The organism is Azohydromonas sediminis, from assembly GCF_003574675.1.
In the GTDB taxonomy this organism is placed as follows: domain Bacteria; phylum Pseudomonadota; class Gammaproteobacteria; order Burkholderiales; family Burkholderiaceae_C; genus Calidifontimicrobium; species Calidifontimicrobium sediminis.
The window spans coordinates 32888-57442 of record NZ_QOAZ01000012.1 but is presented as its reverse complement, the minus strand read 5'-3'; the positions used below and the strand labels follow the sequence as shown (position 1 = coordinate 57442).

25 protein-coding genes are annotated in these 24555 nt (G+C 72.9%); 7 read left to right on the top strand and 18 right to left on the bottom strand.

Annotated features, from left to right (window positions below):
* Nucleotides 1–9: 9 nt before the first annotated feature.
* The 9 genes from DRV96_RS08735 to DRV96_RS08695 form a co-directional block, all read right to left on the bottom strand.
* Nucleotides 10–1071, bottom strand: coding sequence for an efflux RND transporter periplasmic adaptor subunit (locus DRV96_RS08735; RefSeq protein ID WP_119289977.1), 1062 nt, complete (start codon nucleotides 1069–1071; stop codon nucleotides 10–12).
* A gap of 102 nt (nucleotides 1072–1173) precedes the next feature.
* Nucleotides 1174–2502 (bottom strand): OmpP1/FadL family transporter, encoded by a 1329-nt coding sequence (locus DRV96_RS08730; RefSeq protein WP_119289975.1) that lies wholly within the window; start codon nucleotides 2500–2502, stop codon nucleotides 1174–1176.
* Between the two features lie 57 nt (nucleotides 2503–2559).
* Entirely contained in the window at nucleotides 2560–3186 is a 627-nt protein-coding gene (locus DRV96_RS08725) for a Rieske 2Fe-2S domain-containing protein (RefSeq protein ID WP_119289973.1), read from the bottom strand.
* Nucleotides 3183–4034, bottom strand: coding sequence for a universal stress protein (locus DRV96_RS08720; protein WP_119289971.1), 852 nt, complete (start codon nucleotides 4032–4034; stop codon nucleotides 3183–3185). Before DRV96_RS08720 ends, DRV96_RS08725 begins: the two co-directional genes overlap by 4 nt.
* 20 nt (nucleotides 4035–4054) lie before the next feature.
* The gene (locus DRV96_RS08715) at nucleotides 4055–4483 is read right to left on the bottom strand and encodes a DUF1634 domain-containing protein (RefSeq protein ID WP_119289969.1); all 429 of its coding nucleotides are present in this window, start codon (nucleotides 4481–4483) and stop codon (nucleotides 4055–4057) included.
* Nucleotides 4474–5427, bottom strand: coding sequence for a sulfite exporter TauE/SafE family protein (locus tag DRV96_RS08710; protein WP_119289967.1), 954 nt, complete (start codon nucleotides 5425–5427; stop codon nucleotides 4474–4476). Before DRV96_RS08710 ends, DRV96_RS08715 begins: the two co-directional genes overlap by 10 nt.
* Nucleotides 5428–6360 carry a dimethyl sulfoxide reductase anchor subunit family protein gene (locus tag DRV96_RS08705; protein WP_119289965.1) on the bottom strand — a complete coding sequence of 311 codons (933 nt, stop codon included), beginning with the start codon at nucleotides 6358–6360 and terminating at the stop codon, nucleotides 5428–5430. It lies immediately after the preceding gene.
* Between the two features lies 1 nt (nucleotide 6361).
* Nucleotides 6362–7087, bottom strand: coding sequence for a 4Fe-4S dicluster domain-containing protein (locus DRV96_RS08700; RefSeq protein WP_119289963.1), 726 nt, complete (start codon nucleotides 7085–7087; stop codon nucleotides 6362–6364).
* A 28-nt stretch (nucleotides 7088–7115) separates the two neighbouring features.
* On the bottom strand, nucleotides 7116–9947 hold the full coding sequence (locus DRV96_RS08695; RefSeq protein WP_235823346.1) for a molybdopterin oxidoreductase family protein: 2832 nt from the start codon (nucleotides 9945–9947) through the stop codon (nucleotides 7116–7118).
* Nucleotides 9948–10393: 446 nt separating this feature from the next.
* Between DRV96_RS08695 and DRV96_RS08690 the strand changes: the two genes are divergently transcribed.
* Together DRV96_RS08690 and DRV96_RS08685 are read left to right on the top strand one after the other, a co-directional pair.
* The gene (locus DRV96_RS08690) at nucleotides 10394–11599 is read left to right on the top strand and encodes a GAF domain-containing sensor histidine kinase (RefSeq protein ID WP_162910992.1); all 1206 of its coding nucleotides are present in this window, start codon (nucleotides 10394–10396) and stop codon (nucleotides 11597–11599) included.
* Nucleotides 11596–12282: a response regulator gene (locus tag DRV96_RS08685; RefSeq protein ID WP_119289956.1), complete on the top strand. Its 687-nt coding sequence runs from the start codon at nucleotides 11596–11598 to the stop codon at nucleotides 12280–12282. The genes DRV96_RS08690 and DRV96_RS08685 overlap by 4 nt, the downstream gene beginning before the upstream one ends.
* A gap of 38 nt (nucleotides 12283–12320) precedes the next feature.
* Here DRV96_RS08685 and recQ read toward each other — a convergent pair whose 3' ends face one another.
* Both recQ and DRV96_RS08675 read right to left on the bottom strand, forming a co-directional pair.
* The gene (recQ, locus tag DRV96_RS08680; protein ID WP_210757002.1) at nucleotides 12321–14201 is read right to left on the bottom strand and encodes a DNA helicase RecQ; all 1881 of its coding nucleotides are present in this window, start codon (nucleotides 14199–14201) and stop codon (nucleotides 12321–12323) included.
* A 25-nt stretch (nucleotides 14202–14226) separates the two neighbouring features.
* The gene (locus DRV96_RS08675) at nucleotides 14227–15633 is read right to left on the bottom strand and encodes a chloride channel protein (RefSeq protein ID WP_119289952.1); all 1407 of its coding nucleotides are present in this window, start codon (nucleotides 15631–15633) and stop codon (nucleotides 14227–14229) included.
* Between the two features lie 95 nt (nucleotides 15634–15728).
* Between DRV96_RS08675 and ssb the strand changes: the two genes are divergently transcribed.
* The 5 genes from ssb to DRV96_RS08650 all read left to right on the top strand — a co-directional run bounded on the left by ssb (nucleotide 15729) and on the right by DRV96_RS08650 (nucleotide 19267).
* Entirely contained in the window at nucleotides 15729–16196 is a 468-nt protein-coding gene (gene ssb, locus DRV96_RS08670; RefSeq protein WP_119289950.1) for a single-stranded DNA-binding protein, read from the top strand.
* A gap of 205 nt (nucleotides 16197–16401) precedes the next feature.
* Nucleotides 16402–16629, top strand: coding sequence for a sulfurtransferase TusA family protein (locus tag DRV96_RS08665; protein WP_119289948.1), 228 nt, complete (start codon nucleotides 16402–16404; stop codon nucleotides 16627–16629).
* 99 nt (nucleotides 16630–16728) lie between these two features.
* Entirely contained in the window at nucleotides 16729–17199 is a 471-nt protein-coding gene (dsrE2, locus tag DRV96_RS08660; protein WP_119289946.1) for a sulfur carrier protein DsrE2, read from the top strand.
* A 7-nt stretch (nucleotides 17200–17206) separates the two neighbouring features.
* Nucleotides 17207–18085 (top strand): hypothetical protein, encoded by an 879-nt coding sequence (locus tag DRV96_RS08655; protein WP_119289944.1) that lies wholly within the window; start codon nucleotides 17207–17209, stop codon nucleotides 18083–18085.
* A 54-nt stretch (nucleotides 18086–18139) separates the two neighbouring features.
* Nucleotides 18140–19267 (top strand): YeeE/YedE family protein, encoded by a 1128-nt coding sequence (locus tag DRV96_RS08650; RefSeq protein ID WP_119289942.1) that lies wholly within the window; start codon nucleotides 18140–18142, stop codon nucleotides 19265–19267.
* A gap of 30 nt (nucleotides 19268–19297) precedes the next feature.
* Here the strand turns inward: DRV96_RS08650 and DRV96_RS08645 are convergent, their stop codons facing one another.
* From DRV96_RS08645 to DRV96_RS08615, 7 genes are read right to left on the bottom strand one after another with little or no spacing between them, the layout of a single operon-like run.
* On the bottom strand, nucleotides 19298–20365 hold the full coding sequence (locus DRV96_RS08645) for an Sfum_1244 family protein (RefSeq protein WP_162910991.1): 1068 nt from the start codon (nucleotides 20363–20365) through the stop codon (nucleotides 19298–19300).
* Nucleotides 20362–20838, bottom strand: coding sequence for a hypothetical protein (locus DRV96_RS08640; RefSeq protein WP_119289938.1), 477 nt, complete (start codon nucleotides 20836–20838; stop codon nucleotides 20362–20364). Before DRV96_RS08640 ends, DRV96_RS08645 begins: the two co-directional genes overlap by 4 nt.
* Before the next feature lie 4 nt (nucleotides 20839–20842).
* Complete coding sequence (locus tag DRV96_RS08635) at nucleotides 20843–21067, bottom strand: hypothetical protein (protein ID WP_119289936.1); 225 nt, start codon at nucleotides 21065–21067, stop codon at nucleotides 20843–20845.
* Nucleotides 21068–21089: 22 nt separating this feature from the next.
* Nucleotides 21090–21422 (bottom strand): S24 family peptidase, encoded by a 333-nt coding sequence (locus DRV96_RS08630; RefSeq protein WP_119289934.1) that lies wholly within the window; start codon nucleotides 21420–21422, stop codon nucleotides 21090–21092.
* Between the two features lie 2 nt (nucleotides 21423–21424).
* On the bottom strand, nucleotides 21425–22888 hold the full coding sequence (locus tag DRV96_RS08625; RefSeq protein ID WP_119289932.1) for a 2Fe-2S iron-sulfur cluster-binding protein: 1464 nt from the start codon (nucleotides 22886–22888) through the stop codon (nucleotides 21425–21427).
* The gene (locus DRV96_RS08620) at nucleotides 22873–23823 is read right to left on the bottom strand and encodes a TauD/TfdA family dioxygenase (protein WP_119289930.1); all 951 of its coding nucleotides are present in this window, start codon (nucleotides 23821–23823) and stop codon (nucleotides 22873–22875) included. Before DRV96_RS08620 ends, DRV96_RS08625 begins: the two co-directional genes overlap by 16 nt.
* On the bottom strand, nucleotides 23823–24431 hold the full coding sequence (locus DRV96_RS08615) for a hypothetical protein (protein WP_162910990.1): 609 nt from the start codon (nucleotides 24429–24431) through the stop codon (nucleotides 23823–23825). The genes DRV96_RS08620 and DRV96_RS08615 overlap by 1 nt, the downstream gene beginning before the upstream one ends.
* Nucleotides 24432–24555 lie beyond the last annotated feature (124 nt).

Below are 24555 nucleotides of genomic sequence, written 5' to 3'. Positions count from 1 at the left end.
GCGCGCCCCTCACGGTGCCGGCGTCGCGCCGGCCAGGCCGGCGCGCACCGGGTCGGTGGCCACGCGGTCGCCGGCCTTCAGCCCGGCGAGCACCTGCACCTGCTCGCCCACCGGGGCGCCGGTGCGCACCGCGCGCAGCACGAAGCGATCGCCCTGCACGACGTAGACGGCGGTCAGCTCGCCGCGCTTGAGCAGCGCCGTGGCCGGCACGGTGGGCACCGCATCGGCGGCGGCGGGTGCGGACGGCGCCGCGAAGCGCACGCGCACCGTCGCCCCCGGCAGCTGGCCGGCGGCGGCGTCGGCGGGCAGGTCGAGCCGCCACTCGACGGTCTGCGACACCGCGTCGGCCGACGGCAGCGGCGTGACCTTGGCCGGCGCGATCCACTGCGTCGCGCCGGGCAGCAGCACCTCGACGCGCTGCGCCGCGCGCGCCAGCGGCAGCCGCGAGCCGGGCACCTGCACGACGGCGCGCAGCGCGCCGGGCACGTAGACGGTGGCCACCGGGCGCCCGGGCGCGGCGAGGTCGCCGGCTTCGAGGTGCGTCGCGAGCACGACGCCGGCGAACGGCGCCGTCACCGCGGTGAAGCCGCGCGCCAGCGCCGCCTGCGAGCGCGCCGCCTGCGCCTGGCGCAGCGAGGCTTCGGCGGCCTTGAACTGCGTCTCGGCGACGTCGAGCGCGGCCTGGCTGACGAACTGCTGCGCGCGCAGCTCGCGCGTGCGCTCGGCGTGGACCTTCGCGTTGCGGAACGCGGCCTCGGCCTGGGCGACGCCGGCGTCGGCCTGCGCGACGCCGGCGGCGGTGTCGCGGTCGTCGATGCGAGCGAGCACCTGGCCGGCCGTGACGCGGTCGCCGGCCTTGACGAGTAGCTGCGTGACGTTGCCGGCGACCTGGGCGGCCACCGTGCTCTGGCGCAGCGGCTCGAGCGCGCCGTCGAGCTCGAAGCCGGCGGCGGCGGTGCCCGTCGCGACGGCGACGGTGGGCACCGGGCCGGCGGCGACGGCGATCCACGGGGCGGCCGCCACGACGGCGGCCGCGGCGAGGGCGATCAGGGGCGGGCGGTACACGTTCATGGTCCGGAGTGTCGATCTGGACCGGACTGTACCACATACCCATTAGGGTATGTGAGGCCCGCTTTTTACCCTGCCGGCGGCGGGCCCGCCGGCGGGATCGCGTCAGAAGCGGTGCGTGTACATCAGCTGGACGTTCAGCTGTCGGTGCGAGATCTCGATGCCGGTGTTCGTGTTGGTCACGGTATTGGTCGGCGCGACGGTCAACGAGCCGTTGAACTCGCTGGCCGGCGAGAACTTGTAGCCGAGGCCGACGGTGTAGTGCTTGTCGACGGTGGCCGGGAACAGCGGGTTCACCGTCGCGTCGGGGACCGGGTTGTCGGCCAGGTTGACGCCCCCGCGCAGCGTCAGCTGACCGTTGACGGCATAGGCGATGCCCACGCTGAAGATCGTCTGGTCCTTCCAGTTCTGCGGAATCGCGAAGCTGACCGAACCGCTCGCGTTGTCGAACTTGAACTTGAAGTCCTTCATCACGTCGGACCAGTTGACCCGCTTGACATCGGCGGCGATCAGCAGCGACGGCGTGGCCTGCCAGCCGAAGCCGGCCGCCAGCATCGACGGCCACTGGAAGTCCACCACCGTGATACGCCCAGGGATCACGATGCCGCCGTCGGCGCTCAGGGTCGCGCCGGACGACGAGGTCTTCATGTCGTTGAGCCGCGACTGGATCTGGTACGAGGCACCCAGCGTCAGGTCGGGCCGCGCCTTGTAGACGAGGCCGAGCTTCGCGGCCCAGCCCATGGCCTTGGCCTTGCCGGTGAAGTCGCTCGAGTCGGAGAAGTCGATGCGCGCCCACGACGCGTCGGCCAGGCTGGCCAGGCCCGCATAGAGCGAACCGTCACCGCCGGTCACCAGCGGCACGAGGTCGCTGCCGCGTGCCGCGAACCGCATGTCGAGCCCGGCCCACATCAGGTCGAGCGTGCCGCCGAGCGCCAGCTCGGGCGTCACCTGGTAGGCGAGCGGCAGCAGCACGCGGCCGACGCCGAGTTCGGAGCGCACCGGCTCGCCCGATCTGGCAGCGAGGAACGAATCGGCCTTGTACTCGGTGCCCATGCCGCCCTGGGCGAACACGCCCAGGCCGTAGACCATGTCGCCGTTGCGCCGCACGTAGCCGAGGGCGGGCATCACATACGAGGTGCCGCCGGACTTGGCCGAGAACGGCCCGACACTGCTTTCGATGTGAGGTCCGAGCACGCCGAGGGCGACGTCCAGGCGTGCGCCCTGACCCATCAGCGCGAGTGTCGCCGGGTTCTGCGCGAGCGCCGCCGTGCCGTGGTCGATCGCCTGCGAGGCACCCCCCATCGCGGTCGAGATCGGGCCGTAGCCTTCCATGTTCATGCCGTTCGTCGCCAGCGCCGGCAGCGCGCACGCGAGCGCCGCCGCGAACGCGGCCGCGCGCAGCGGGGTCCCGATCGAATGCCTCGTCGTTCTCATCGTCGTGTCTCCTCGTCTCCGGGGGGTGGGGGGAAGCGAATGAATGGGCCGGCGGGCTCACCAGCGGGCATAGAGCCGGCCCTTCTCGACCTTGGTCGGCCACTGGCGCAGCGGGCTCGTGCCCTTGGCGATGCACTCGCCGCTGCGGATGTCGAACTGCCACTGGTGCTTCGGGCAGGTCAGCGTCGTGCCCTGCAGCGCCAGGTGCGGGATGTTGGTCGTCTGGTGCGGGCAGCGGCTGTCGTAGACGCGCCAGCCCTTGGCGTCCTTGTAGACGAACAGCCCGCGGCCGTCGCAGTCGACGCGCTGCACGCTGCCGGCCTTGACGCCCTTGGTCGGCATCACGTCGTGCCAGGTGCCCTCGGCGCCGAGCGCGGCGGGCTGGAACTCGGGCAGGTCCATCGCGAGGATGATGTCGACCGCCCACACGATCTTCGCCAGCCCGAGCGCCGGGAACGCCATCAGCAGCGCGTCGAGCACCTCCATCGGCGTGACGCCGTCGCGCAGCGCACGTCCGAGGTACTGCTTGAAGCCGCGCTCGGTCTGCGCGTGCACCTTGGTGATGATCGAGATCAGGTCGCGCGTCTTCGGGTCGAGGTGCTTGCCGCACGCCTTCAGGAACGCGAAGTAGTGGCCGACCGCGTCGGGGCGGGCCTTGACGAGATAGTTCAGTGCGTCGCTCATGCCTGCGTTTCCTTCGGGACTCCCACCAGCACCGGCCGCTCGGCCAGCCCGATGACTTTCTGCGCCGTGCCGCCGAGCCATGCGCGGGTCGCCACCGCGCCGCCGTGGCGGCCGACGACGACGAGGTCGGCGCCGGTGGCGTCGGCCGCGGCGACGATCTGCTCGTAGGGCCGGCCGCTGCGCACGGCGCCGTCGGCGTCGACGCCGCGCGCCTGCGCCTGCGCACGCGCGTGCGCGACGACTTCGGCGGCGGCGGTGTGCTGCGCCGTCGCGCCGCCGTCGACGACGCAGGTCACGTGCAGCGGCAGCGCGCACTCCTGCGCGAGCCCGACCGCGATGTCGGTCAGCGTCTGCCGCAGCGCGCCGGGCGCGCCGGGATCCAGCGCCACCAGCACGCGCCGCGACCACATCGCCGCCGCACGCGGCACGAGCAGCACGCTGCAGGGCGCGTGCGCCACGACTTCGCCGACCATGCTGCCGAGCAGCAGGTTCGCGAGGAAGCCGCGGCGGCCGCGCCGGCGCGCGACGATGAGGTCGCTGCCGAGTTCGCGCGCCTCCTCTACGATCTCGAGCGACGGCTCGAGCCCGCGGCGCACGCGCAGCGCGATCTCGACCCCGGCGGCGCGCGCGGCCGCCTCGAGGTCGCGGCACTTGGCCGCCGCTTCGGCGTCGGCGCGCTCGGCGAGTTCGGGGGCCACCAGCTCGTACTCGGCGTTGCTGACCACCGGCAGCACCGCGGCCAGCGGCACGCCGCAGCGCGCCGCGAGCTGCAGCGCGATGCGCTCGGCACCGACGTCGAACTCGGTGTGCTCGGTCGCCAGCAGCAGGCGCTCGAAGACGTGGCCCATCGCGTGCCCTCCGCGGCGCGTCAGTGCCCGGCCGTCAGCACGCCGGAGGCGGCGAGCACGACGACGGCGATTTCGGCCGCGCAGATCGCGGCGTACAGCCGCTCGCCACGGCGCAGGTACAGCCCCACCAGCGCAATGAGCGCCAACAGCGAGCAGCCGGCCAGCACCGCGATGCCGACCAGGTTCGCGACGTCGCCGCGGTGCGCGAAGCGCACCCACTGCCAGCCGGCGGGCAGCCCCGTGGCCTCGAGGAACTGCGACACCGGCAGCGTCCAGACCTCGGGCAGGCGTTCGAGCGGCACGTGCGGCGTGACGAACCCGAACGCATAGGCGACGAACGCGGCGACGAGCACGGCCAGCCCGATGCGCGTGCCCGCGTCGAGCAGCCGCGCGTACAGGACCTGCTCGGGCGGCTGCCCGCTGCCCGGCGACGCGGCACTCACGGCCACACCCCCAGTCCCTTGAGCAGCGCGCGCACGCCGGCGAACAGCAGCAGCGCGATCACCATCTTGCGGATCACCGACGCCTTGAGCACCGTCAGCAGCCGCGCGCCGATCTTGGCGCCGAGCATCATGCCGACCACCGACGGCACCGCGATCATCGGCAACACCGCGCCCTTGTTGACGTAGACCCACGCCGCCGACGAGTCGACGAGCGACAGCACCAGCCCCGACGTGCCGGCCGAGACCTTCAGCGGCGCGCCCATCAGCAGGTTCAGCGCCGGCACGTTGGCCCAGCCGGCGCCGATGCCGAACATGCCGGCGAGCACGCCGATGCCGAGGAACACGACCAGCCCCAGCGGCGTGCGGTGCACCTGCCACTCGACGCGCCGCCCGGTGGCGCCGTCGGTGAAGACACCGTGCAGCTGCAGCGCACGGCCGAGCGCGTCGGGCCGCTCCACGTGCGGGAACTCGCTCTTCTTGGCCAGGAACATCAGCGCGACGATGCCCAGCACGATGACGCCCAGCGCCGTCTGCACCACCGCCACCGGCAGCGCCAGCCCGAGCAGCGCGCCCGCGATCGAGCTCGCCGACGCGAGCAGCGCCAGCGGCAGTGCCAGGCGCACGCTCGCCAGTCCGCTGCGCATCAGCGTCGGCGCCGCCGCCAGCGCGCTGGCCAGCGCGACGAGCAGCCCGGCGCCGCGCACGAAGTCGAGGTGGAACGGGAAGAAGCCGCCGACGATCGGCACGAACAGCGTGCCGCCGCCGATGCCCGCCGGCACTGCGACGATGCCCATCAGAAAGCACGCGACGAACAGCGCCAGCGGCCAGACCCACCACGGAGTCCCCGGCGCTGCCGCGGAGGCCGCATGCGCCGGCAGCGCGGCGGCGGCGAGCACGGCCGCGGCGAACACGGGCCGCAGCGGGGCGACGGCGCAGCGCAGGTCACGCATTCAGCCGACCACCTGGTAGTACAGGTTCTGCGGGTGGTTGGCCTGCGCGAAGAAGAACCAGCGCTCGGCCAGCAGGCCCACGTACTGCACCGCGAACGCGAGCGCGAACCACGTCGCCGACGCGCTGCCCAGGCCGAGTGCCAGCAGCGCCAGCGGCAGCACGAACGCCAGCGCGACGAAGGCCCACTTGACGTTGGCCAGCACGGCGGGGGTCCGGCCGTGAAAGAACTCGCGGGTGTTGAACGAGCCGCCCATGAAGCCCATCGAGCGCTGCACGACGCGCGGGTGTTTGACGCCGATCGCGGTCTGCAGCGTCGACTTCGGCTTCAGCCGCGCGTTGCGCACCAGCGACGCGCCGCGCGTGACGAGCCCCGCGAGCGTCAGCGCCAGTGCCGCGAGCGCGAACGGCCGCGCCAGTGCCGGCGCTTGCGCCGCCGCCAGCGCCGATGCCAGCGTGAGCCCCGATGCGCAGCCGAGCACGAGGTAGTTGACGACGGTCAGCGCACTCGCCCACTCCTGGATGAAGCGCACCGACGCGTAGATCATCGCGGTGCAGACGAACAGTGCCAGCGCCGCGAGCGCCGCAGCAGCGCCGAGCGCGCGCGTGGCCGGCAGGCCGAGCGCGTGCGCCGCCGCCCACGCGAGCGCGAGGCCGCCGAAGGCCGGCAGCACGATGACTTCGCGCGACAACCACGACGTGCGCCACATCGCCGCGGCGCGCCACGCGCGCTCGGGCCGGCCGAGGTGGAAGAACGACGCGGCGAGGCCCAGCCCGGTCAGCACGACGGCCACGACGCCGCCGAACGCGAGGAAGCGCGCCTGCCCGTCGCCCGTGCCGAAGCCGGCGAGCTCGGCGGCGAACAGCGCGAGGAACAGGCCCTGCGCCGCGCCGATCAGCGTCGTCAGGAAGATGACGGAAAACGCCGGTTGCATGTCAGGTGGCGAAGTCTTCGCGGCCGGGGCCGGCGGGCGACGCCGGCTGCAGGCCGTCGACCTGCAGCGGATTGTCGACGCGCTGCAGGTTCTCGGGGTGGATCGTGATCTCGGTGCGCCGGCGTGGCAGGTAGTGGTTGGCCGGCTTCGTGCCCCATTCGGGCATCAGCGCGTAGCCGCCGCGCTCGGCGATCGCCTTGGCCGCGTCGGAGGCCGGGTCGTGGATGTCGCCGAAGAGGCGCGCCCCCGGGGGGCACGCGAGCACGCATGCCGGCTTGCGCTCGGCCAGCGGCAGCGTCGTGTCGGTGACGCGGTCGACGCACAGCGTGCACTTGGTCATCACCTTGCGCTGCTCGTCGAGCTCGCGCGCGCCGTAGGGGCAGGCCCAGCTGCAGTACTTGCAGCCGATGCACTTGTCGTAGTCGACGAGCACGATGCCGTCCTCGGCGCGCTTGTAGCTCGCGCCGGTCGGGCACACCGGCACGCACGGCGGATCCTCGCAGTGCAGGCAGCTCTTCGGGAAGTGCACCGTCTGCGTGTTCGGGTATTCGCCGACCTCGAACGTCATCACGCGGTTGAAGAAGGTGCCGCTCGGGTCGGCGCCGTAGGGGTCGAGGTCAACGAGCGGGCCGGCCGCGCCTGACGTGTTCCACTGCTTGCAGCTCGTCACGCAGGCGTGGCAGCCGACGCAGACGTTGAGGTCGATCACCAACGCAAGCTGGGTCACAGCTTGCCCTCCTGAGACAGGAGCTGCGTCACTTCTCGCCCCCCGCCATCCACGCGCGCGCCTTCGGCGGCTCGATCGGCATGCCCGGCAGCCGCGGCATCGGCTCGAACTGCGGCCACGTCGTTGCCGGCTCGTCGGGCTGCGCCGGGTAGATGCGCACGCGCACGTCGTACCACGCGGCCTGGCCGGTGATCGGGTCCGAGTTCGACACCGCGCCGCCCTGCGCGACGGGCAGCTCCTCGCTGATCAGGTGGTTGAGCAGGAAGCCGCGCCGCGACTCGTTGGCGTCGTCGGCCAGCGACCACGCGCCGGCCGACTTGCCGATCGCGTTCCACGTCCACACCGTGCCGGGCTCGACGGCCTCGGAGTGGCGGCACATGCAGCGCACCTTGCCCCAGGGCGACTCGACCCACATCCAGCCGCCGTCGGCCACCCCCGCGGTGCGCGCCGTGACCGGATTGACGTAGAGGTAGTTGTGGGTGTGGATCTGGCGCAGCCAGGCGTTCTGCGAGTCCCACGAGTGGTACATCGCCATCGGCCGCTGCGTCACGGCGTTGAGCGGGTAGCGCGCGAGGTCGGTCGCCTTCGCCTCCAGAGGCTCGTACCAGAACGGCAGCGCGTCGAAGTAGGTCGCCACGCGCTCGCGCAGCCGCGCGGGCGGCTGCTTGCCGGCGCGCCGGCCCTGCGCCGCGAGGCGGAAGCTGTGCAGGAACTCGGAGTACAGGTGGATGACGATCGGGTCGTTGTCGCGCCGCAGGCCGTTCTTCTGCGCCCACGCCATGTAGTCGCGGTTCCAGTTGCGCATGTACTGCGCCTCGGGCGGCAGCACGTGGTGATGGACGCAGTGGTTCTGCGCGTACATCTCCCACTGGCGCGGGTTCGGCTCGCCGCGCATCGACTGGCTGCCGTCCTTGCCGCGCCAGCCGGCGAGGAAGCCGATGCCCGAGCCGGGCGCGGTCTCGTAGTTGACGATGAAGTCGGGGTAGTCCTTGAACTTGCGGCTGCCGTCGGCGTTCGTGAACGCCGGCAGCTTCAGCCGGCTCGCGAGCTCGACGAGCACCTCCTGGAACGGCTTGCACTGCCCCAGCGGCGGCAGCACCGGGACGCGCACCGCGTCGACCGGACCGTCGAACTCGCTGATCGGGCGGTCGAGGATCGACATGCAGTCGTGCCGCTCGAGGTACGTCGTGTCGGGCAGGATCAGGTCGGCGAACGCCGTCATCTCCGACTGGAACGCGTCGCACACGACGAGGAACGGGATCTTGTACTCGCCGTCGGGCCGCTTGTCGTTCAGCATCTTGCGGACCTCGGACGTGTTCATCGTCGAGTTCCACGCCATGTTGGCCATGAAGATCAGCAGCGTGTCGATCGGGTACGGGTCGCCGCGCCAGGCGTTGGTGATGACGTTGTGCATCAGCCCGTGCGCCGACAGCGGGTGCTCCCAGCTGAAGCCCTTGTCGATGCGCACCGGCTCGCCGCGCTCGTCGACGAACAGGTCGTCGGGGCTCTCGGGCCAGCCCAGCGGCGCGCCGTCGAGCGGCTTGTTCGGCTGCACGGCCTGCGGGCCCTTCGGCGGTCGTGCGTTCGGCGGCACGGCGCGCGGGTACGGCGCCTTGTGGCGAAAGCCCCCCGGGCGGTCGATCGTGCCGAGCAGGCTCATCAGGATCGCGAGCGAGCGGATCGTGTGGAAGCCGTTGCTGTGCGCGGCCAGCCCGCGCATCGCGTGGAACGCGACGGGCCGGCCGATCACCGACTTGTGGCGCTGGCCCCAGCAGTCGGTCCACGCGATCGGCAGCTCGATGCGCTGGTCGCGCGCCGTGATGCCGATCTCGTGCGCCAGCCGCCGGATCGTCGCCGCCGGGATGCCGGTGATGCCGGCGGCCCACTCGGGCGTGCAGTCCTTGACGCGGTCGACGAGCAGCTGGAAGGCGGGCACCGCGGGCGTGCCGTCGGGCATCGTGAAGCGGCCGAGCAGCGCCGGGTCGGCGCCTTCGGTGTGGTCGGCCACCGGCTTGCCCGTGTGGCGGTCCCACCAGTAGAAATTGTGCGGGCGCAGCGGGTTGACGACGTCGCCGTCGGGGTTGCGCAGCATCATGCCGAACGCGTCGCTCGCCGCGTCCTGGTTCACGAGCTGGCCGGCGTTGGTGTAGCGCGCGATGAAGTCGCGGTCGTACAGGCCGAGCGCGACGATCTCGTGGATCAGCGCGAGCAGCAGCGCGCCGTCGGTGCCCGGCCTGATCGGCACCCACTCGTCGGCGATCGCCGAGTAACCGGTGCGCACCGGGTTGATCGACACGAAGCGCCCGCCCGCGCGCTTGAACTTGCTGATCGCGATCTTCAGCGGGTTGCTGTGGTGGTCCTCGGCGGTGCCGATCATCACGAACAGCTTCGCGCGGTCGAGGTCGGGGCCGCCGAACTCCCAGAACGAGCCGCCGATCGTGTAGATCATCCCGGCGGCCATGTTCACCGAGCAGAAACCGCCGTGCGCGGCGTAGTTCGGCGTGCCGAACTGGCGCGCGAACAGGCCCGTGAGCGCCTGCATCTGGTCGCGCCCGGTGAACAGGGCGAACTGCTTCGGGTCGGTCGCGCGGATCTTCGCGAGGCGCTCGGTCAGCAGCGCGAACGCCTGCTCCCACGAGATCGCGTCGTACTGCGCCGCGCCGCGCTCGGTGCCCGGGCGGCGCAGCAGCGGCTGCGTCAGGCGCGCCGGCGAGTACTGCTTCATGATCCCCGAGCTGCCCTTGGCGCAGATCACGCCCTGGTTCAGCGGGTGCTCGGGGTTGCCTTCGATGTAGCGCACCTCGGGGCCGTTCGGCCTGTCGCGCAGGTGCACGCGGATGCCGCAGCGGCACGCGCACATGTAGCACGTGGTGTTGCGCGTCTCGGTCTTGGCGCCGGGAATCGGCGGCGCGGTCGGGTCGTGCAGCGGGGTCGGCGCCATTCGTTGTCGTTCATGCGGCCGACGCGGGGCCGGCATGCGTGGCCCCGACCGCCGGGGGGGCAGCCGGGGGTGTCTCCTGTCGCCATTAGGCAAAAGGGGGCATTGCAGCGTCTATAGCCGGGACGGGTAATGGCGTGTAACCCATCTGGGGGATGACCGCCGCCGGTCACGGCCAGCGCGCAAGCGGCCGCGTCGGCGCCACGGCCTGGCTGCCGCGCGACCGGCGAGTCGACGCGCGAGCAGCGGGGGAAGGTGGCGGCCGAGGTAGGCCGGGGGGTATCGGGTCGCGCCCGATGGCAAAACCGGCGCGGACCGGTTCCAATGCGCCATTCCCAGCCACCCCAGTCACAGGCGCGCCAGCCTCGATGATCTCCTCTTTAGACCGCACGAGCGGCGGCAGCGCCGATGCGCAGCGTCCGCCCGATGCCAGCCTGCTGGCCGAGATCACGGCCGACCTCGGCGCCGGCCACGACGTCGAGGCGCTGCTGCACCGCTTCCTGCTGCCGATCGTCACGCTGGCCGGCGCCCAGGCCGGTGCGGTGCGCGTGTTCTGCGACGAGACGCGGCGGCTGCGACTGGTCGGTCACCTCGGTCTGGCGCCCGAGGTCGCGCAGGCCGAGGCACTCGTCGACCGCCACTGCGGCGTGTGCGGCGTGGCCACCCACGGCCAGCAGCTCGCGTGGAGCGAAGCCGCCGGCGACTGCAAGCTGCACGGCGTGCGCGCCAGCGGCGCGGCGGGCGGCGCGTGCGCGCACGTGCTGGCGGTGCCGCTCGCGCACCGCGGCCGCATGCTCGGCGTCTACAACCTGTTCTTCGAGACCGCGGTGCGTCCCGACGACGGCGTGCAGACGGTGCTGCGCGCCGTCGGCGACCTGCTCGGCCTCGCGCTCGACCACCTGCGCCTCGAGCGCGAGCACCTGCGCGCGACCGTGCTCGCCGAGCGCCAGCTGATGGCGGCCGAGGTGCACGACTCGGTCGCGCAGACGCTGACCTTCGTGAAGATGCGCCTGCCGCTGCTGCAGCAGGCCATCGAGGGCGACGAGCGCGCACAGGCGCTGAAGTACGTCGCCGACGTGCGCGGCGCCGTCACGCAGGCGCACGCGAGCCTGCGCGAGATCCTCACGCACTACCGCGCGCCGGTCGACCCGAAGGGCCTGCTGCACGCGCTGGCCGACTGCGCGCGGCAGTTTCCGGCGCGCACCGGCGTCGCGCTCGCCTACGCCAACCGCGCCGGCGCGCTCGAGCTCAGCACCGAACAGGAGGCGCAGGCGTTCCACGTCGTGCAGGAGGCGCTGGCCAACGTCGCGCAGCACGCCCAAGCGCGCCACGCGTGGCTGTCGGTCGACGCGCGCGACGGGCTCGTCGAGATCGTCGTCGAGGACGACGGCACCGGCCCGCGCGCGGCCGACGACGCCACAGCGGCCGGGCCGACGCACCACGGGCTGATGATCATGGGTGAGCGCGCGCGCCGCCTCGGCGGCCAGCTCGAGATCGGGCAGCGCGCCGGCGGCGGCACGCGCGTGCGGCTGGCGTTTCCGCGTGCCGGCGCCGACGCGAGGACGACGGCATGACGACGGCACCGCTGCGCATCGTGCTCGTCGACGACCACTCGCTGTGCCGCAGCGGGCTGACCGACCTGCTGACCCACCGCGGCAAGATGCAGGTGCTCGCCGCCGCGGCGACTGCCGACGAGGTGCTGCCGGTGCTGCGCGAGCAAAAGCCCGACCTGCTCGTGCTCGACCTGCGCATGCCCGGCACCGACGGCCTGACGCTGCTGCGCCGCTTGCGCGCCGAGGGCATCGACACGCCGGCGCTGATCCTGACGATGAGCGACTCCGAGGCCGACCTCGCGGCGGCGCTGCGCGCCGGCGTGCGTGGCTACCTGCTCAAGGACATGGAGCCCGACGAGGTGATCGCCGCGATCGGCCGCGCCGCGCGCGGCGAGCTGACGGTGGCACCGGCGATGACGTTCAAGCTCGCGCAGATGCTGCAACAGCCCGGCGGCGGCCGGCCGACCGACCGCGCCGGAATGCTCGCGTCGCTGACCGAGCGCGAGCGCGAGATCCTCGAACACCTCGCCCGCGGGCAGAGCAACAAGGCGATCGCGCGCGCGCTCGACATCAGCCACGACACCGTCAAGCTGCACGTGCGCCACATCCTCGCGAAGCTCAACCTGAGCTCGCGTGTCGAGGCGGCGGTGTTCGCCGTCGAGTCGCGCGCGGTCGGCGAACGCGCCGACGGCGGCTCGCGCTGAATCGCCCGCGTGCTCGCGCTCGGCGGCCGGCGGACGCCTCAGCCGCCGGCGGCGAGCACGTGCAGGATCTCGTGCCCGTAGGCGTCGAGCTTCTTTGCGCCGACGCCGCTGATGCCGGCCAGAGCGTCGAGGGTGGCCGGCGCCTCGCGGGCCATCTCGGCCAGCGTCGCGTCGTGGAAGATCACGTAGGCGGGCAGCCCGTGCTCGCGCGCGACTTCGGCGCGCCAGGCCTTCAGCGCGGCGAAGCGCGCGAGCGCCGGCGCGTCGAGCGGCAGCGGTGGTGCATGCGTCTTGGCCGCACGACGCGCCGCCTTCGCGCGCGGCGCGAGCGCGCTCGGCCGGCGCAGCCGCAGCAAGACCTCGCCGCGCAGCACCGCGCGGCTCGACGCGGTCAGCGCGAGCGTGTGGTACTCGCCTTCGGCGCGCAGGTGGCCGAGCGCGATCAGCTGGCGCAGCACGGCGCGCCACTGCGCCTCGCTCAGGTCGGCGCCGATGCCGAACGTCGACAGCCGCTCGTGGCCGTGCTGGCGCACTTTGTCGGTGGCCTTGCCGCGCAGCACGTCGATGAGGTGGCCGGCGCCGAACGCGTCGGGGCCGAAGCCGCGGCCGTGCTGCGCGAAGCGGTAGACGCACGACAGCGCCTTGCGCGCCGCCTCGGTCGCATCCCACGTCTCGGGCGGAGCGAGGCAGTTGTCGCAGTTGCCGCACGGCTGGCTCGCCTCGCCGAAGTACGCGAGCAGCCGCACGCGCCGGCAGTCGGTCGCCTCGGCGAGCGCGAGCAGCGCGTCGAGCTTGTCGCGCTGCAGGCGCTTGAACTCGTCGTCGGCGCCGCTCTCGTCGATCATGCGCCGCTGCTGCACGACGTCGGCCAGGCCGTAGGTCATCCACGCGTCGGCGCTCAGCCCGTCGCGGCCGGCGCGGCCGGTCTCCTGGTAGTAGGCCTCGATGTTCTTCGGCAGGTCCAGGTGCGCGACGAAGCGCACGTCGGGCTTGTCGATGCCCATGCCGAACGCGATCGTCGCGACCATCACGAGCCCGTCTTCGCGCAGGAAGCGGTCCTGGTGCGCGCGGCGCACGTCGGCGTCGAGCCCGGCGTGGTACGGCAGCGCGGCGATGCCCTCGCCCTCGAGCCACGCGGCCACCTCCTCGACCTTGCGCCGGCTACCGCAGTAGACGATGCCGGCGTCGCCGTCGTGCTCGTCGCGCAGGAAGCGCAGCAGCTGACGCCGCGGGTCGTCCTTCTCGACGATCGTGTAGCGGATGTTCGGGCGGTCGAAGCTGCTGACGAAGGTGCGCGCGCCCTGCAGCTGCAGCCGCTCGACGATGTCGGCGCGCGTGATGGCGTCGGCGGTCGCGGTCAGCGCGACGCGCGGCACGCCCGGGTAGCGCTCGGCGAGCACCGACAGCCCCAGGTACTCCTCGCGGAAGTCGTGCCCCCACTGGCTGACGCAGTGTGCCTCGTCGATCGCGAACAGCGACAGCCTGCCACCCTCGTGCAGCGCGTCGAGCATCGCGAGGAAGCGCGGCGTCAGCACGCGCTCGGGTGCGGCGTACAGCAGCACGAGCCGGCCGCTGCGCAGTTCGCGCTCGACGGCCTGCGCCTCGTCGGGCGCGAGCGTCGAGTTCAGGAACGCGGCGTGCACGCCGGCCTCTTCGAGCGCGCCGACCTGGTCGTGCATCAGCGCGATCAGCGGGCTCACGACGACGGCGACGCCGCGGCCGGCGCGGTGGCGCACGATCGCCGGCACCTGGTAGCACAGGCTCTTGCCGCCGCCGGTGGGCATCAGCACCAGCGCGTCGCCGCCGCCGGCCACGTGCTCGACGATGGCCTGCTGCGGTCCGCGGAACGCCGGGTAGCCGAACACCTCGTGCAGTACCTGCAGCGCGGGGGGTGGGGCGGTGGCGAGGATGGCGGACATCGGGGCGGCGGCGGAAAGAGGCATGTTACGGGGCCGCGGCGGGCTGGCGCGCGTCCCCGGCCCCGCCGGCCGCCGACGGCTGCGCCTGCGGCGGCGGCATCAGCAGCGCGGCCAGCTCGAGGTACATCGGCCGCGTGATCAGCCGCGAGATGCCGCTGGCCAGCAGCGCAGTGGCCATCAGGCTGAGCACCATCGCGTGGCCGGCGACCATCTCCATCACGATGATGAACGCGGTGATCGGCCCCTGCGTCGTCGCGGCGAGGAAGCCGACCATGCCCAGCGCGATCAGCGGGATCGCACGCTCGGCGCCGACGCCGGCGAGCAGCGCGACGTCGTGGCCGATGCCCGCGCCGATCGCCAGCGACGGCGCGAACACGCCGCCCGGCACGCCGGTCCACGCCGACAGCCACGTCGCACAGAACTTGAGCAGCGTGTAGATCGCCGGCAGATCCTGCTGGCCTTCGAGCAGCGCGCGCGTCGTCGTCGCGCCGGCGCCGGCGGTGGCACCGTTCGTCACCAGCCCGATCACGGCAACGCCGAACGCGCAGCCGGCGGCGAAGCGCAGCGGGTGCGCGCGCCGCCAGCGGCTGAAGCGGTCGGCACCCCCTTGCATCGACACGACGATCAGGCGCGAGAACAGGCCGCCCGCCAGCCCGGTGGCCAGCGCGACCAGCAGCCCGGGGACGAACAGCCCCCCGTCGAGCGGCTGCACGGCGAGCTTGCCGAAGTAGGTCACGTTGCCGAACACCGACACCGCGACGAGACCGGCAGTGACGATGGCCGCGATGACGAGCGAGCTGTGCGACAGGTGCCGCCGCCGCGTGAGCTGCTCGAGCGCGAATATGACGCCGCCCAGCGGCGTGTTGAACGCCGCCGCGATGCCGGCTGCGGCGCCGGCGACCATCAGGTCGTGCGCGTCGATGCCGGCCCCCGGCGACAGCCAGCGCCGCGCGTGCAGCATCACGCCGGCGCCGACCTGCACCGTCGGTCCCTCGCGGCCGATCGACAGCCCCGCGAGCAGCCCGCCCGAGACGAGCCCGATCTTGTGCAGCGACACGCGCAGCGACACCAGCGCGCCGCGGCGCGCCTCGCTCGCGCCGTCGTCGAGCGCGGCCATCACCTGCGGGATGCCCGAGCCCATCGCGGTGGGCACGAAGCGGCGCGTGAACCACAGCACGGCCACCGTCAACGCCGGCGTCCACGCCAGCGCGAGCCAGGCGCCCCAGCCGCCGAGCGGCCCGTCGGCCGCGCGCGCGTGCGCGAACGCGTCGCTCGCCGCTTCCGACAGCAGCGTGAACGCCACCACCACCAGCCCGGTGGCCACCGCGCAGGCGATCACCACCGCGCGGTCGACCCACGGTCGCCCGGCGACGATCTGCTGGCGCAGGTTGCGCCAGAAGTCGGGCTGGTGCGACGCGTCGGGCTCGTTCATCACCCCCACCTTAGCAGGCGGCGTGCCGGCCCCCGGTCCCGCGCAGCGCTGCGGCACAATGTTCCGCCTCGAACCCCACCGCGGCGGAGGCACCCATGGCCAGCGTCAACAAAGTCATCCTGATCGGCAACCTCGGCAAGGACCCCGAGGTGCGCTACACGCCCAGCGGCGCGGCCGTGTGCAACCTGCGGCTGGCCACGACGCGCAACTGGAAGAACCGTGACACCGGCGAGCGCCAGGAAGAGACCGAGTGGCACTCCGTCGTGCTGTACGACCGCCAGGCCGAGATCGCCGGCGAGTACCTGCGCAAGGGCCGCCCGGTCTACATCGAGGGCCGGCTGAAGACGCGCAAGTGGCAGGACAAGGACGGCAACGACCGCTACACGACCGAGATCGTCGCCGAGACGATGCAGCTGCTCGGCGGCCGCGAGGGCATGGGTGGCGACGATGCCGCCGCCGCGCCGGCGCGCAGCACCCCGCCCGCACGGCCGGCGCCGAGCAAGTCGGCGCCGCAGAAGTCGTCGACCGGCTTCGACGACATGGACGACGACATTCCCTTCTAGAAGGTCTTGGCATGGGGCGTCGATCGGCGACAACCCTGCTACCCATGTGGGCTATGAACGGTCACCCATTGCGGTAATAGACGGTGGCGCGCCCTTCGTCCGTAATAGCCGCAGCGTGCTGCGACCGCGCGGGCACCGCGGCGTCGCCGCGGCCGGCGGCTGCGGACTCGACACGGCCCGCAGGCCGGCGCTAGGAGACAGACGCATGAACTACGACAAGGAATTCGACGCCTCGGGCCTGTCGTGCCCGTTGCCGATCGTCAAGACGAAGAAGTCGCTCGCCGACATGGCTTCCGGGCAGGTGCTGCGCGTGGTCGCGACCGACCCGGGCTCGGTGTGCGACATGGCCGCGTTCGCCGAGCAGACCGGCAACGCGCTGCTGTCGTCGACGCAAGAAGGCGGCAAGTACGTCTTCTTCCTGCGCAAGGCCTGATCCTCACCGACCGACGCGTTCACCGCCGCGGCGCCACGCACCGCGGCGGGCGGGTGCGCACGTCCGTGCACTTTCCTCCCTGACCGTTCCGGAGCTTCGATGGCTACCAAGAAAATGGCGATCATCGCCACCAAGGGCACGCTCGACTGGGCCTACCCGCCGCTGATCCTGTCGTCGACGGCCGCCTCGCTCGGGTGGGACGTGCAGATCTTCTTCACGTTCTACGGCCTGCAGCTGCTGCGCAGGAACCTCGACCACATCAAGATCAGCCCGCTCGCGAACCCGGCGATGCCGATGCCGGTGCCGATGCCCGTGCTCGTGCAGGTGCTGCCGGGCATGGAGTCGATGGCGACGATGATGATGAAGAACAAGATGAAGTCCAAGGGCGTCGCGTCGCTCGAGGAGCTGCGCTCGCTGTGCCTGGAGGCCGACGTCAAGTTCGTCGCCTGCCAGATGACGGTGGACCTGTTCGAGTTCAGCAAGAGCGACTTCATCGACGGCATCGAGTACGGCGGCGCGGCGACGTTCATGAAGTTCGCCGGCGAGTCCGACGTGTGCCTGTACATCTGAGGCCGCGATGTGGCGCTCGACGTTGACCGCCCTCGCGCTGTGGGCGCTGGCCGCCGCCAGCCACGCGCTGAGTCCCTACGTCTACGGTGACCGCGTCGACGGCGCGGACCTGTCGGCGCAGCTCGCGCAGGTCGAGCGCAAGCTCAAGGCGCAGGGCTTCGCGGTGCTCGGCACGCACCGCCCGCGCGGCCTGCCGCAGCACGCAAGCGTCGTCGTCGCCGATCCCGAGCTGCTGCAGGCGGTCGCGCGCGCGGGCGGCCCGGCCGTGCTCGGCGCCGCGCTGCGCGTGGGCGTCAAGAGCGACGGCACCGTCAGCTACGTCAACCCCGGCTATTGGGCGCGGGCCTACCTGCGCGACGGCTACGCCGCCGCCGAGCCGGCGGTGCGCGCCGCGCAGGCGCGGCTCGAGCGCGCGCTCGGCACCGGTGCCGGCTTCGGCGGCGACGTCCCCGAGGGCGACCTCGCGAACTATCGCTACATGTTCGGCATGGAGCGCCTCGACTCGGCCAACAGCGAGCTCAATGCGTTCGCGACGTTCGACGAGGCGTTGCGCACGGTGCAGGCCAACCTCGCGCGCGGCGTCGGCGCGACCGCGAAGGTCTACGAAGTCGTGCTGCCGCAGCAGCAGCTCGCAGTGTTCGGCGTCGCGCTCAACGACGCCGACACCGGCGAGGGCTGGTGGGCCGGCAAGATCGGCGCCGACCACGTCGCGGCGCTGCCGTACGAGATCTATGTCGTCGGGGGCAAGGTCTACTCGCCGTACGCGCGCTACCGCATCGCGCTGGCGTGGCCGGCGCTGGGGATGGGCCAGTTCATGGGCATCGTGCGCGCGCCCGACGCGATCCGCGACACGATGCTGCGCGTGGCCGGCGGCAGCGGCCACTAGACTCGTGACGATCGCCGGCGCGCCGCGCGCCGGCCCGACAGGAGGAGGTCTTCGATGAGCACTGAGGCGGCAGCCGATCCGTCCGGCCTGGTGGTGTGGGGGGGCTTCGGCCTCGCGTTCGTGTTCGGCGCCATCGCCAACCGCAGCAACTTCTGCACGATGGGCGCGGTGTCGGACGTCGTCAACATGGGCCACTGGGGCCGCATGCGCATGTGGCTGCTGGCGATCGCGGTGGCCATCGTCGGCACCAACCTGCTGTTCCACGCCGGGCTGATCGACGTGCCGAAGACGATCTACCAGCGTACGACGCTGAGCTGGCTGTCGCTGCTGGTCGGCGGCGTGCTGTTCGGCATCGGCATGTCGCTGGCCGGCGGCTGCGCGAACAAGAACCTGATCCGCGTCGGCGGCGGCAGCGTGCGCTCGCTGGTGGTGCTGACCTTCCTCGCGATCTCGGCGTACATGACGCTCAAGGGCCTGTTCGGCCAGTGGCGCGCGAGCGTCCTCGACCCGGTGTCGTTGGACCTCGGCAAGATGGGCCTCAGCGACCAGAGCCTGGCCTCGCTCGTCGCCAAGATCACCGGGATCGAGGCCAAGACGGCGCTGATGGCCACGCTGTGGGCCGTCGGCCTCGCGCTGGCGGCGTTCGCGTTCGCCGACAAGCGCTTTCGCGCCAATGCGACGCAGTGGAGCGCCGGGCTCGGGATCGGCGCGGTCGTCGTCGCGGGCTGGTACCTCACCGGCCACCTCGGCTTCGGCGAGAACCCCGAGACGCTCGAGAACGTCTACTTCGCGACCAACACGCGCACGCTCGAGTCGATGAGCTTCGTCGCACCGACCGCGTACACGCTCGAGCTGCTGATGCTGTGGACCGACAAGTCGCTGCGCGTGACGTTCGGCATCGCGACCGCGCTGGGCGTGATCGCCGGCTCGCTCGCGTGGGCGCTCGCGTCGAAGACGTTTCGCTGGGAGGGTTTCGCGTCGTTCGACGACCTGCGCAACCAGCTGATCGGCGCCGTGCTGATGGGCTTCGGCGGCGTCACCGCGATGGGCTGCACCGTCGGCCAGGGCCTCAGCGGTGTCTCGACGCTGGCGATCGGCTCGTTCATCGCGCTGGCCGGCATCATCGCCGGCTCGGCGGCGACGCTGAAGTACATCACCTGGCGCGCCGAGCGCGACGCCTGACGCCGGCGCGCGCGAGCCGGCCGGTGCACGTCAGCGCTCGAAGACCGCGTCCGGCCGCGCCAGTCGCGCGGCGACCGCCGCGCCGGCGGCCGCACCGTCGCGCGCGTGCAGAGCGAGCACCTCGTCGGCCAGTGCCGCGAAGTGCGACAGCGCGGCGGCACAGGTGTCGCGCAGCCGTTGCCCGCCGTCGCCGGCGTGCCACGCCGCATAAGCGCGCGGCAGCGCGGGGCATAGCACGGCGCGCAGGCCGTCGAAGGTGGCGAAGAAGAAGTGCATCGACGGCGCGTCGCCGCGCGCGATCAGCGCCGGCAGCGTCGTCTCGAGGTCGGCGACCAGGTCGCGCACCGCGCGCACCTGCAAGTCGCTGCGGCGGTCGGGCAGCGCCAGCCGCATCGCCGCCCATCGCGGTTCGACGCGCTGCGCGACGCGCCACTCGCCGAGCTCGTGCAGCAGCAGCGTCTCGGCCTGCTCGTCGAGCAGGCGCGGCAGCGCGGCGGCGAAGTCGGCGTCGAGGCCGTAGGCATCGACGACGCGCTTGAACGCGCCGTCGGCGCGCCGGAGGCCGAACGCTTCGAACTTCTCCCACATCCAGCGCGCGAACGACTCGCGGCGCAGCACGACGGTGTGCCCGACCAGTGCCGCCGGCGGTGCGAACAGCCCGCGTGCGAGCTCGCGGCCGCACACCTGCAGCGCCAGCCCGTCGTCGAGCTCGCGCGCCTCGAGCAGCTCGGCGAGGAAGAACGCCGGGCGGTCGCGCGCCGCCAGTGCGGCGCCATACGCGAGCCCCTCGGCGGCCAGCGGGCCGGCGAGCGTCTCGACGTCGAAGGGATCGATGCGGTCATCGCCTCCCGGCGACGGCAGCGCGACGAAGTCGCGGCCGTCGAGCTGCGCCCACTCGCCCTCGCGCTGCGCGAGCCAGGCGCCCACCGCGTCGCGCGCGAGCGGCGCGCCCAGCGGCAGGCGCTGTTCCCAGCGGTACAGCTCGCGCATCTGCAGCAGGTAGCTGCACAGCGTCGGGTCGGCCGCGTGGCGCGCGTCGGCGATGTGGCAGTTGGTCTGCACCGCGGCGGCGAGCGCCGCGACGTCGCGCGCCGTCATCGCGCCCCCGGCCGGTGGCGGCGCCGCGGCTGCCACGTGGCCAGCGCCGGCACGATCTCGCCCCACGGTGCGTCCATCAGGCTGCCCCAGCGCGCGTGCGCGAGCTCGACGAGACGGTGCACGTCGGGCGGCGTGGTGGGCGCATCGGTCGAAGGCGCGTCGCCCAGCGCGCGCTGCAGCGCGCGCACGCCGCCGCACTGCAGCTGCAGCGCCTTCGCGTGGACGAGCGGCGCGCCGTGCGGCGGCAGCCGCAGCGCGAACGTCGCGCGCTCGCGCAGCAGCGCCGCCAGCGTCGTGCAGTTGGTGTGCGCCACCGGCGATGCACAGGTCACGAGGTCGCGCTCGCCCACCGCCTGCCGCCGCGCGAGCTCGCAGCCGACCTCGCGCGCGAGCACGGCCTTCGTGAACACGCACGCGGTCGGTCCGGCGCAGCAGGCACCGGGGCGGTCGTCGGTGGCGGCGCCGGCGGCCATCGCGTCAGTCGTCGTCGGCGATGCTCGGCGGCGCTTCGCGCACCTGGCCGAGCAGGTCCTCGGCGGCGAGCTCGTTGTCGGCGAACATCACTTTCACGCGTCCGGCGGTGCCGGGCGCGTCGGCGGCGCGCACCGCCTTCGCGTGCGCCGACGCGTCGCGGAACGACGCGAACTCGGCGAGCATGGTCAGCACGCCGAGCGTGCCGACACGGTAGACGTAGTAGGGCATCGTGGAGGGCTTCGCAGCGGGGTCAGACGTAGCGTTTCGACGCGCGCCGGCGTCCCGGCAGCGCCTTCTGGATGATCACCCCGCGCACGGCCTCGAGGCCGGGGATCGGCAAGTCGGGCCATGCGGGGTCGAGCGCGTGCAGCCACCAGCGCGTGCCGTCGCCGCGCAGCTGGCGGAAGATCCACTCGCCGTCGTGCAACGCGAGCACGAACGAGCCGTCGCGCGCGAGGCCGTCGGGCTCGACGATCACGATGTCGCCGTCGTTGAACTCGGGCGCCATGCTGTGGCCGATCACGCGCAGCGCGAACGACTCGCCGCCGCTGCAGTCGCCGCCGAGCGTGGCCTGCGGATCCATCGTCAGACGACCTCGACGAAGCGCTGCGCGGCGGGCACGCCGGCGCCGGCGAGCTGCGCATCGAGCGTGGCGACGAAGGCCTCGGGGCCGGCGAGGTAGAAGTCGCAGTCGATGTCGAACAGGTCGGCGCGCATCGCGTGCGCCATCTCGCGCGCGCCTTCGCGCGCGTCGTCGTGCCGCGACAGCGTGACCTCGAACGCGTCGAGCGCCTCGGACCACGCGCGGCACTGGTTGGCCATGAAGTGGCCGTCGGGCCGCGTCGCGAGCCAGAACAGCGAGATCGACGGCGCCGCGTCGAGCGCGAGCGCGTGCTCGATCAGGCTCTTGACCGGCGCGAAGCCCGTGTCGCAGGCGGCGAAGACGAGCGGGCGCGGGCTCTCCGCGAGCACGAACGTGCCGAGCGGCCCCCACACCGTGACCGGCTGGCCCGGCTTGACGGTGCCGGCGAACAGCGCGCGCGCGAACGCGTCGCCGTCGTCGCGCGCGACGTAGAAGTGCAGGTTGCGGTCGTCGCACGGGCAGCTGGCCACCGGGTGGGTCGCGTGCACGTCGTCGCCGCCGGCGCCCGCGATGCCCAGCGTCACCGACTGCCCGGCGAGGAAGCGCAGCCGGTTCGTGCGCGGCGTCTGCAGGTGCAGCAGCCGCGTGTCGGGCGCGAGCGCGGTGACGGCGCGCACGGTGGTCGTGATCTGCTGCGCCGCGATGTCCTGCGGGCCGCGGGCCTCCAGCGTCTCGAGCACGAGCTCGCTGCTGGCCGCGGTGTGTGCGCACATCAGCGTGTAGCCCTGGGCGCGCTCGGCTTCCGACAGCGCGTAGTCGCAGTGCTGCACCTTGGCGACCTCGCCGGCGATCACGCGCACCTTGCACATGCCGCAGCTGCCGTTGCCGCAGCCGTAGTTGAGCTTGAGCCCGGCGCGCAGCCCGGCCTGCAGCAGCGTGTCGCGGCCCTCGACGGTGAACTCGTGGCCGCTGGGCCTGAGCGTGACCTGCGCCGACATCACCTTGAGCATGTCATCCATCACATCGAGCACGTCGACGGTCTCGGTGGCGAGCACGCGTGCCAGCCCGCGCTCGATTTGCTGCTGCAGCCGCTGCCAGCGCGCGTCGTCGCCGTCGCGCACCGTCTCGCGCAGCTCCATCACCAGCGCGTGGTAGCGCTCGAGGTGGCGGCGCACGTCGGCGAGCTCCTGCGTCTGCGCGAACAGCCGCTGCGCGAGCACCTCCTGGCTCGGCAGCAGCCGCTCGCGCACGCGGCGCCCGAACGCCTCGTCCTTGATGCGCGCGACGCGTTCGAGCAGCCCCGACTCCTCGAGCCGCGCCTGCGGGTACAGCGCGAGCAGCGCGTCGGTGGACACGCGGCCGTCGTCGCTGAGCTGCAGCGCGCCGTCGCGGATGCGCTGCTGCAGCACGCCGCGCGAGACGCCGACGAGCTGCGCGGCGCGCCAGACGGTCACCCATTGCGCCATGCGGCGTCTCCGCGCGCGGCGCGCGGCGCCACGCGGTCGAGGTAGCGGGCGCGGTACAGCAGCCGCGGGCGCGCCGGGTCGTCGACGAATGCGGTGCGCTCGTGCAGCACGTTGTTGGCGACGATGCCCATCCCGGCCTCGAGCTTGAGCCGCAGCACCGGTGCCGCGTCGCTGGCGAGGACCGCCTCGAGCGCGGCCACCGCGGCGCGCGTGGCCGGGTCGTCTTTCCAGACGATGCTGCGCGTGCGCGCGGTGTAGCGCATGTGCAGCGCGCCGTCGTCGTCGACGGAGAACACGGGCCCCGACTGCGCCGCGCGGGCGACGCCGCCGACGGCGTCTTCGCGCGCAGGGATGGTCATCGCGTCGTCGGCCATCAGCGCGGCGATGTGCGCGGGGTCGGCGTCGCGCAGCGCGATGTAGACCCATTCGTGGTCGAGCAGCGCGTTGACGCCGCCCTCGGCGGCCGGGCGCACGCAGTGCAGGATCATGCCGCGGATGCGCCGGCCGGCCGGGTGGTAGTAGCCGTCGGTGTGCCAGCGGATCGCGCGGTCGGTGTACGGGATGAAGCCGCCGCGCCCGCCGTCGCCGTCGCTGCGGTCGCTGACGGTGATGTGCGAGATGCCGTCTTCCTCGGCGAGCCAGTTGGCGTCGAGCCGCTCGAGCCCGAGCTGGCGCCCGAGCGCGCGCGGCAGCGACGCGTCGGCCGCGCTCGCCGGGCCGCGGTAGACGGCCATGTTCGCGCGGGCGCAGCGCTCGAGCAGCGCATCGCGCTCGCGCGGGGTCAGCGCGAACGGGTCGGCGACGTCGACGATCAGTTCGTCGACGTCGCGCGGCGCGGCAGCGAGCTTCGCGGCGCGCCAGCGGCGGTACGCGACCTCGTCCGCGAGGTCGAACGGGCTCGCGGTGGCGGTGCGCACCGAGGTGACCGTCGTCATCAGTCGGCTCCGAGCGCCGAGGCGCGGCGCGCGCGCTTCTCGGTCGAATAGACACCGGCCATGCCGCGCTCGACGAGCGCGACGGCCTCGGGCGCCTCGATGTCCATCACCTGGTCGAGCACCCACGGGCGGTCCTTGGGCGGCAGCAGCGGCTCGATGCGGCTGCCGAGGTAGCGGCGAAAGCCGAAGTCGGGCCCGTCGTCGCCGTAGCCGAACTCGGCGTAGTGCGGCGCGACCTCGTTGAACAGGTCGATGAAGCGCTCGCGGTAGCTCGCCGTGCCGGGCGCCACCGGGCCGAGCAGGTCGCCCTCGTTCTCCTCGAGGAAGTCGGCGGTGCGCAGCACGAGCGCCGTCGTGAACGCGGCGCGCTCGTCGCCGGCCTGGCGCGCGTAGGCGATGCGGTCGGCGCACTGGATCAGGAACACCAGCACCTCGCGCAGGAACGCGAAGTACGGCGGCCCGACGTCGATGTCGAACCCGGCCTTGCGCATGCGGTCGAGCATCTGCCGCGCGACGCGCCAGACGATGAACGCGATCGCGCTCGCGCGCTGCTCGGCCGACTTCGGCTGCTCGGGCTTGAACCAGTGCGTCTTCAGCCGCATCGCCACGGGGCGAACCCTCCGACAGAGCTTGCGCGCACGCAGACCGCAAGCGAAGCGAAGCGCCCGTCCAGCGGCCGCCGCGGGTCCGGCTTCGCCGGCCCGCTGGCGGCGCCCCCCTGGGGGGGAGCGC

Excerpts from the sequence above, each read along its gene's own strand:
- DRV96_RS08735 (WP_119289977.1), bottom strand. The coding sequence starts at position 1,071 with ATGAACGTGTACCGCCCGCCCCTGATCGCCCTCGCCGCGGCCGCCGTC.
- DRV96_RS08730 (WP_119289975.1), bottom strand. The coding sequence starts at position 2,502 with ATGAGAACGACGAGGCATTCGATCGGGACCCCGCTGCGCGCGGCCGCG.
- DRV96_RS08725 (WP_119289973.1), bottom strand. The coding sequence starts at position 3,186 with ATGAGCGACGCACTGAACTATCTCGTCAAGGCCCGCCCCGACGCGGTC.
- DRV96_RS08720 (WP_119289971.1), bottom strand. The coding sequence starts at position 4,034 with ATGGGCCACGTCTTCGAGCGCCTGCTGCTGGCGACCGAGCACACCGAG.
- DRV96_RS08710 (WP_119289967.1), bottom strand. The coding sequence starts at position 5,427 with ATGCGTGACCTGCGCTGCGCCGTCGCCCCGCTGCGGCCCGTGTTCGCC.
- DRV96_RS08705 (WP_119289965.1), bottom strand. The coding sequence starts at position 6,360 with ATGCAACCGGCGTTTTCCGTCATCTTCCTGACGACGCTGATCGGCGCG.
- DRV96_RS08695 (WP_235823346.1), bottom strand. The coding sequence starts at position 9,947 with ATGTGCGCGTGCCGCTGCGGCATCCGCGTGCACCTGCGCGACAGGCCG.
- DRV96_RS08690 (WP_162910992.1), top strand. The coding sequence starts at position 10,394 with ATGATCTCCTCTTTAGACCGCACGAGCGGCGGCAGCGCCGATGCGCAG.
- DRV96_RS08685 (WP_119289956.1), top strand. The coding sequence starts at position 11,596 with ATGACGACGGCACCGCTGCGCATCGTGCTCGTCGACGACCACTCGCTG.
- recQ (WP_210757002.1), bottom strand. The coding sequence starts at position 14,201 with ATGTCCGCCATCCTCGCCACCGCCCCACCCCCCGCGCTGCAGGTACTG.
- DRV96_RS08675 (WP_119289952.1), bottom strand. The coding sequence starts at position 15,633 with ATGAACGAGCCCGACGCGTCGCACCAGCCCGACTTCTGGCGCAACCTG.
- ssb (WP_119289950.1), top strand. The coding sequence starts at position 15,729 with ATGGCCAGCGTCAACAAAGTCATCCTGATCGGCAACCTCGGCAAGGAC.
- DRV96_RS08665 (WP_119289948.1), top strand. The coding sequence starts at position 16,402 with ATGAACTACGACAAGGAATTCGACGCCTCGGGCCTGTCGTGCCCGTTG.
- dsrE2 (WP_119289946.1), top strand. The coding sequence starts at position 16,729 with ATGGCTACCAAGAAAATGGCGATCATCGCCACCAAGGGCACGCTCGAC.
- DRV96_RS08655 (WP_119289944.1), top strand. The coding sequence starts at position 17,207 with ATGTGGCGCTCGACGTTGACCGCCCTCGCGCTGTGGGCGCTGGCCGCC.
- DRV96_RS08650 (WP_119289942.1), top strand. The coding sequence starts at position 18,140 with ATGAGCACTGAGGCGGCAGCCGATCCGTCCGGCCTGGTGGTGTGGGGG.
- DRV96_RS08645 (WP_162910991.1), bottom strand. The coding sequence starts at position 20,365 with ATGACGGCGCGCGACGTCGCGGCGCTCGCCGCCGCGGTGCAGACCAAC.
- DRV96_RS08640 (WP_119289938.1), bottom strand. The coding sequence starts at position 20,838 with ATGGCCGCCGGCGCCGCCACCGACGACCGCCCCGGTGCCTGCTGCGCC.
- DRV96_RS08635 (WP_119289936.1), bottom strand. The coding sequence starts at position 21,067 with ATGCCCTACTACGTCTACCGTGTCGGCACGCTCGGCGTGCTGACCATG.
- DRV96_RS08630 (WP_119289934.1), bottom strand. The coding sequence starts at position 21,422 with ATGGATCCGCAGGCCACGCTCGGCGGCGACTGCAGCGGCGGCGAGTCG.
- DRV96_RS08625 (WP_119289932.1), bottom strand. The coding sequence starts at position 22,888 with ATGGCGCAATGGGTGACCGTCTGGCGCGCCGCGCAGCTCGTCGGCGTC.
- DRV96_RS08620 (WP_119289930.1), bottom strand. The coding sequence starts at position 23,823 with ATGACGACGGTCACCTCGGTGCGCACCGCCACCGCGAGCCCGTTCGAC.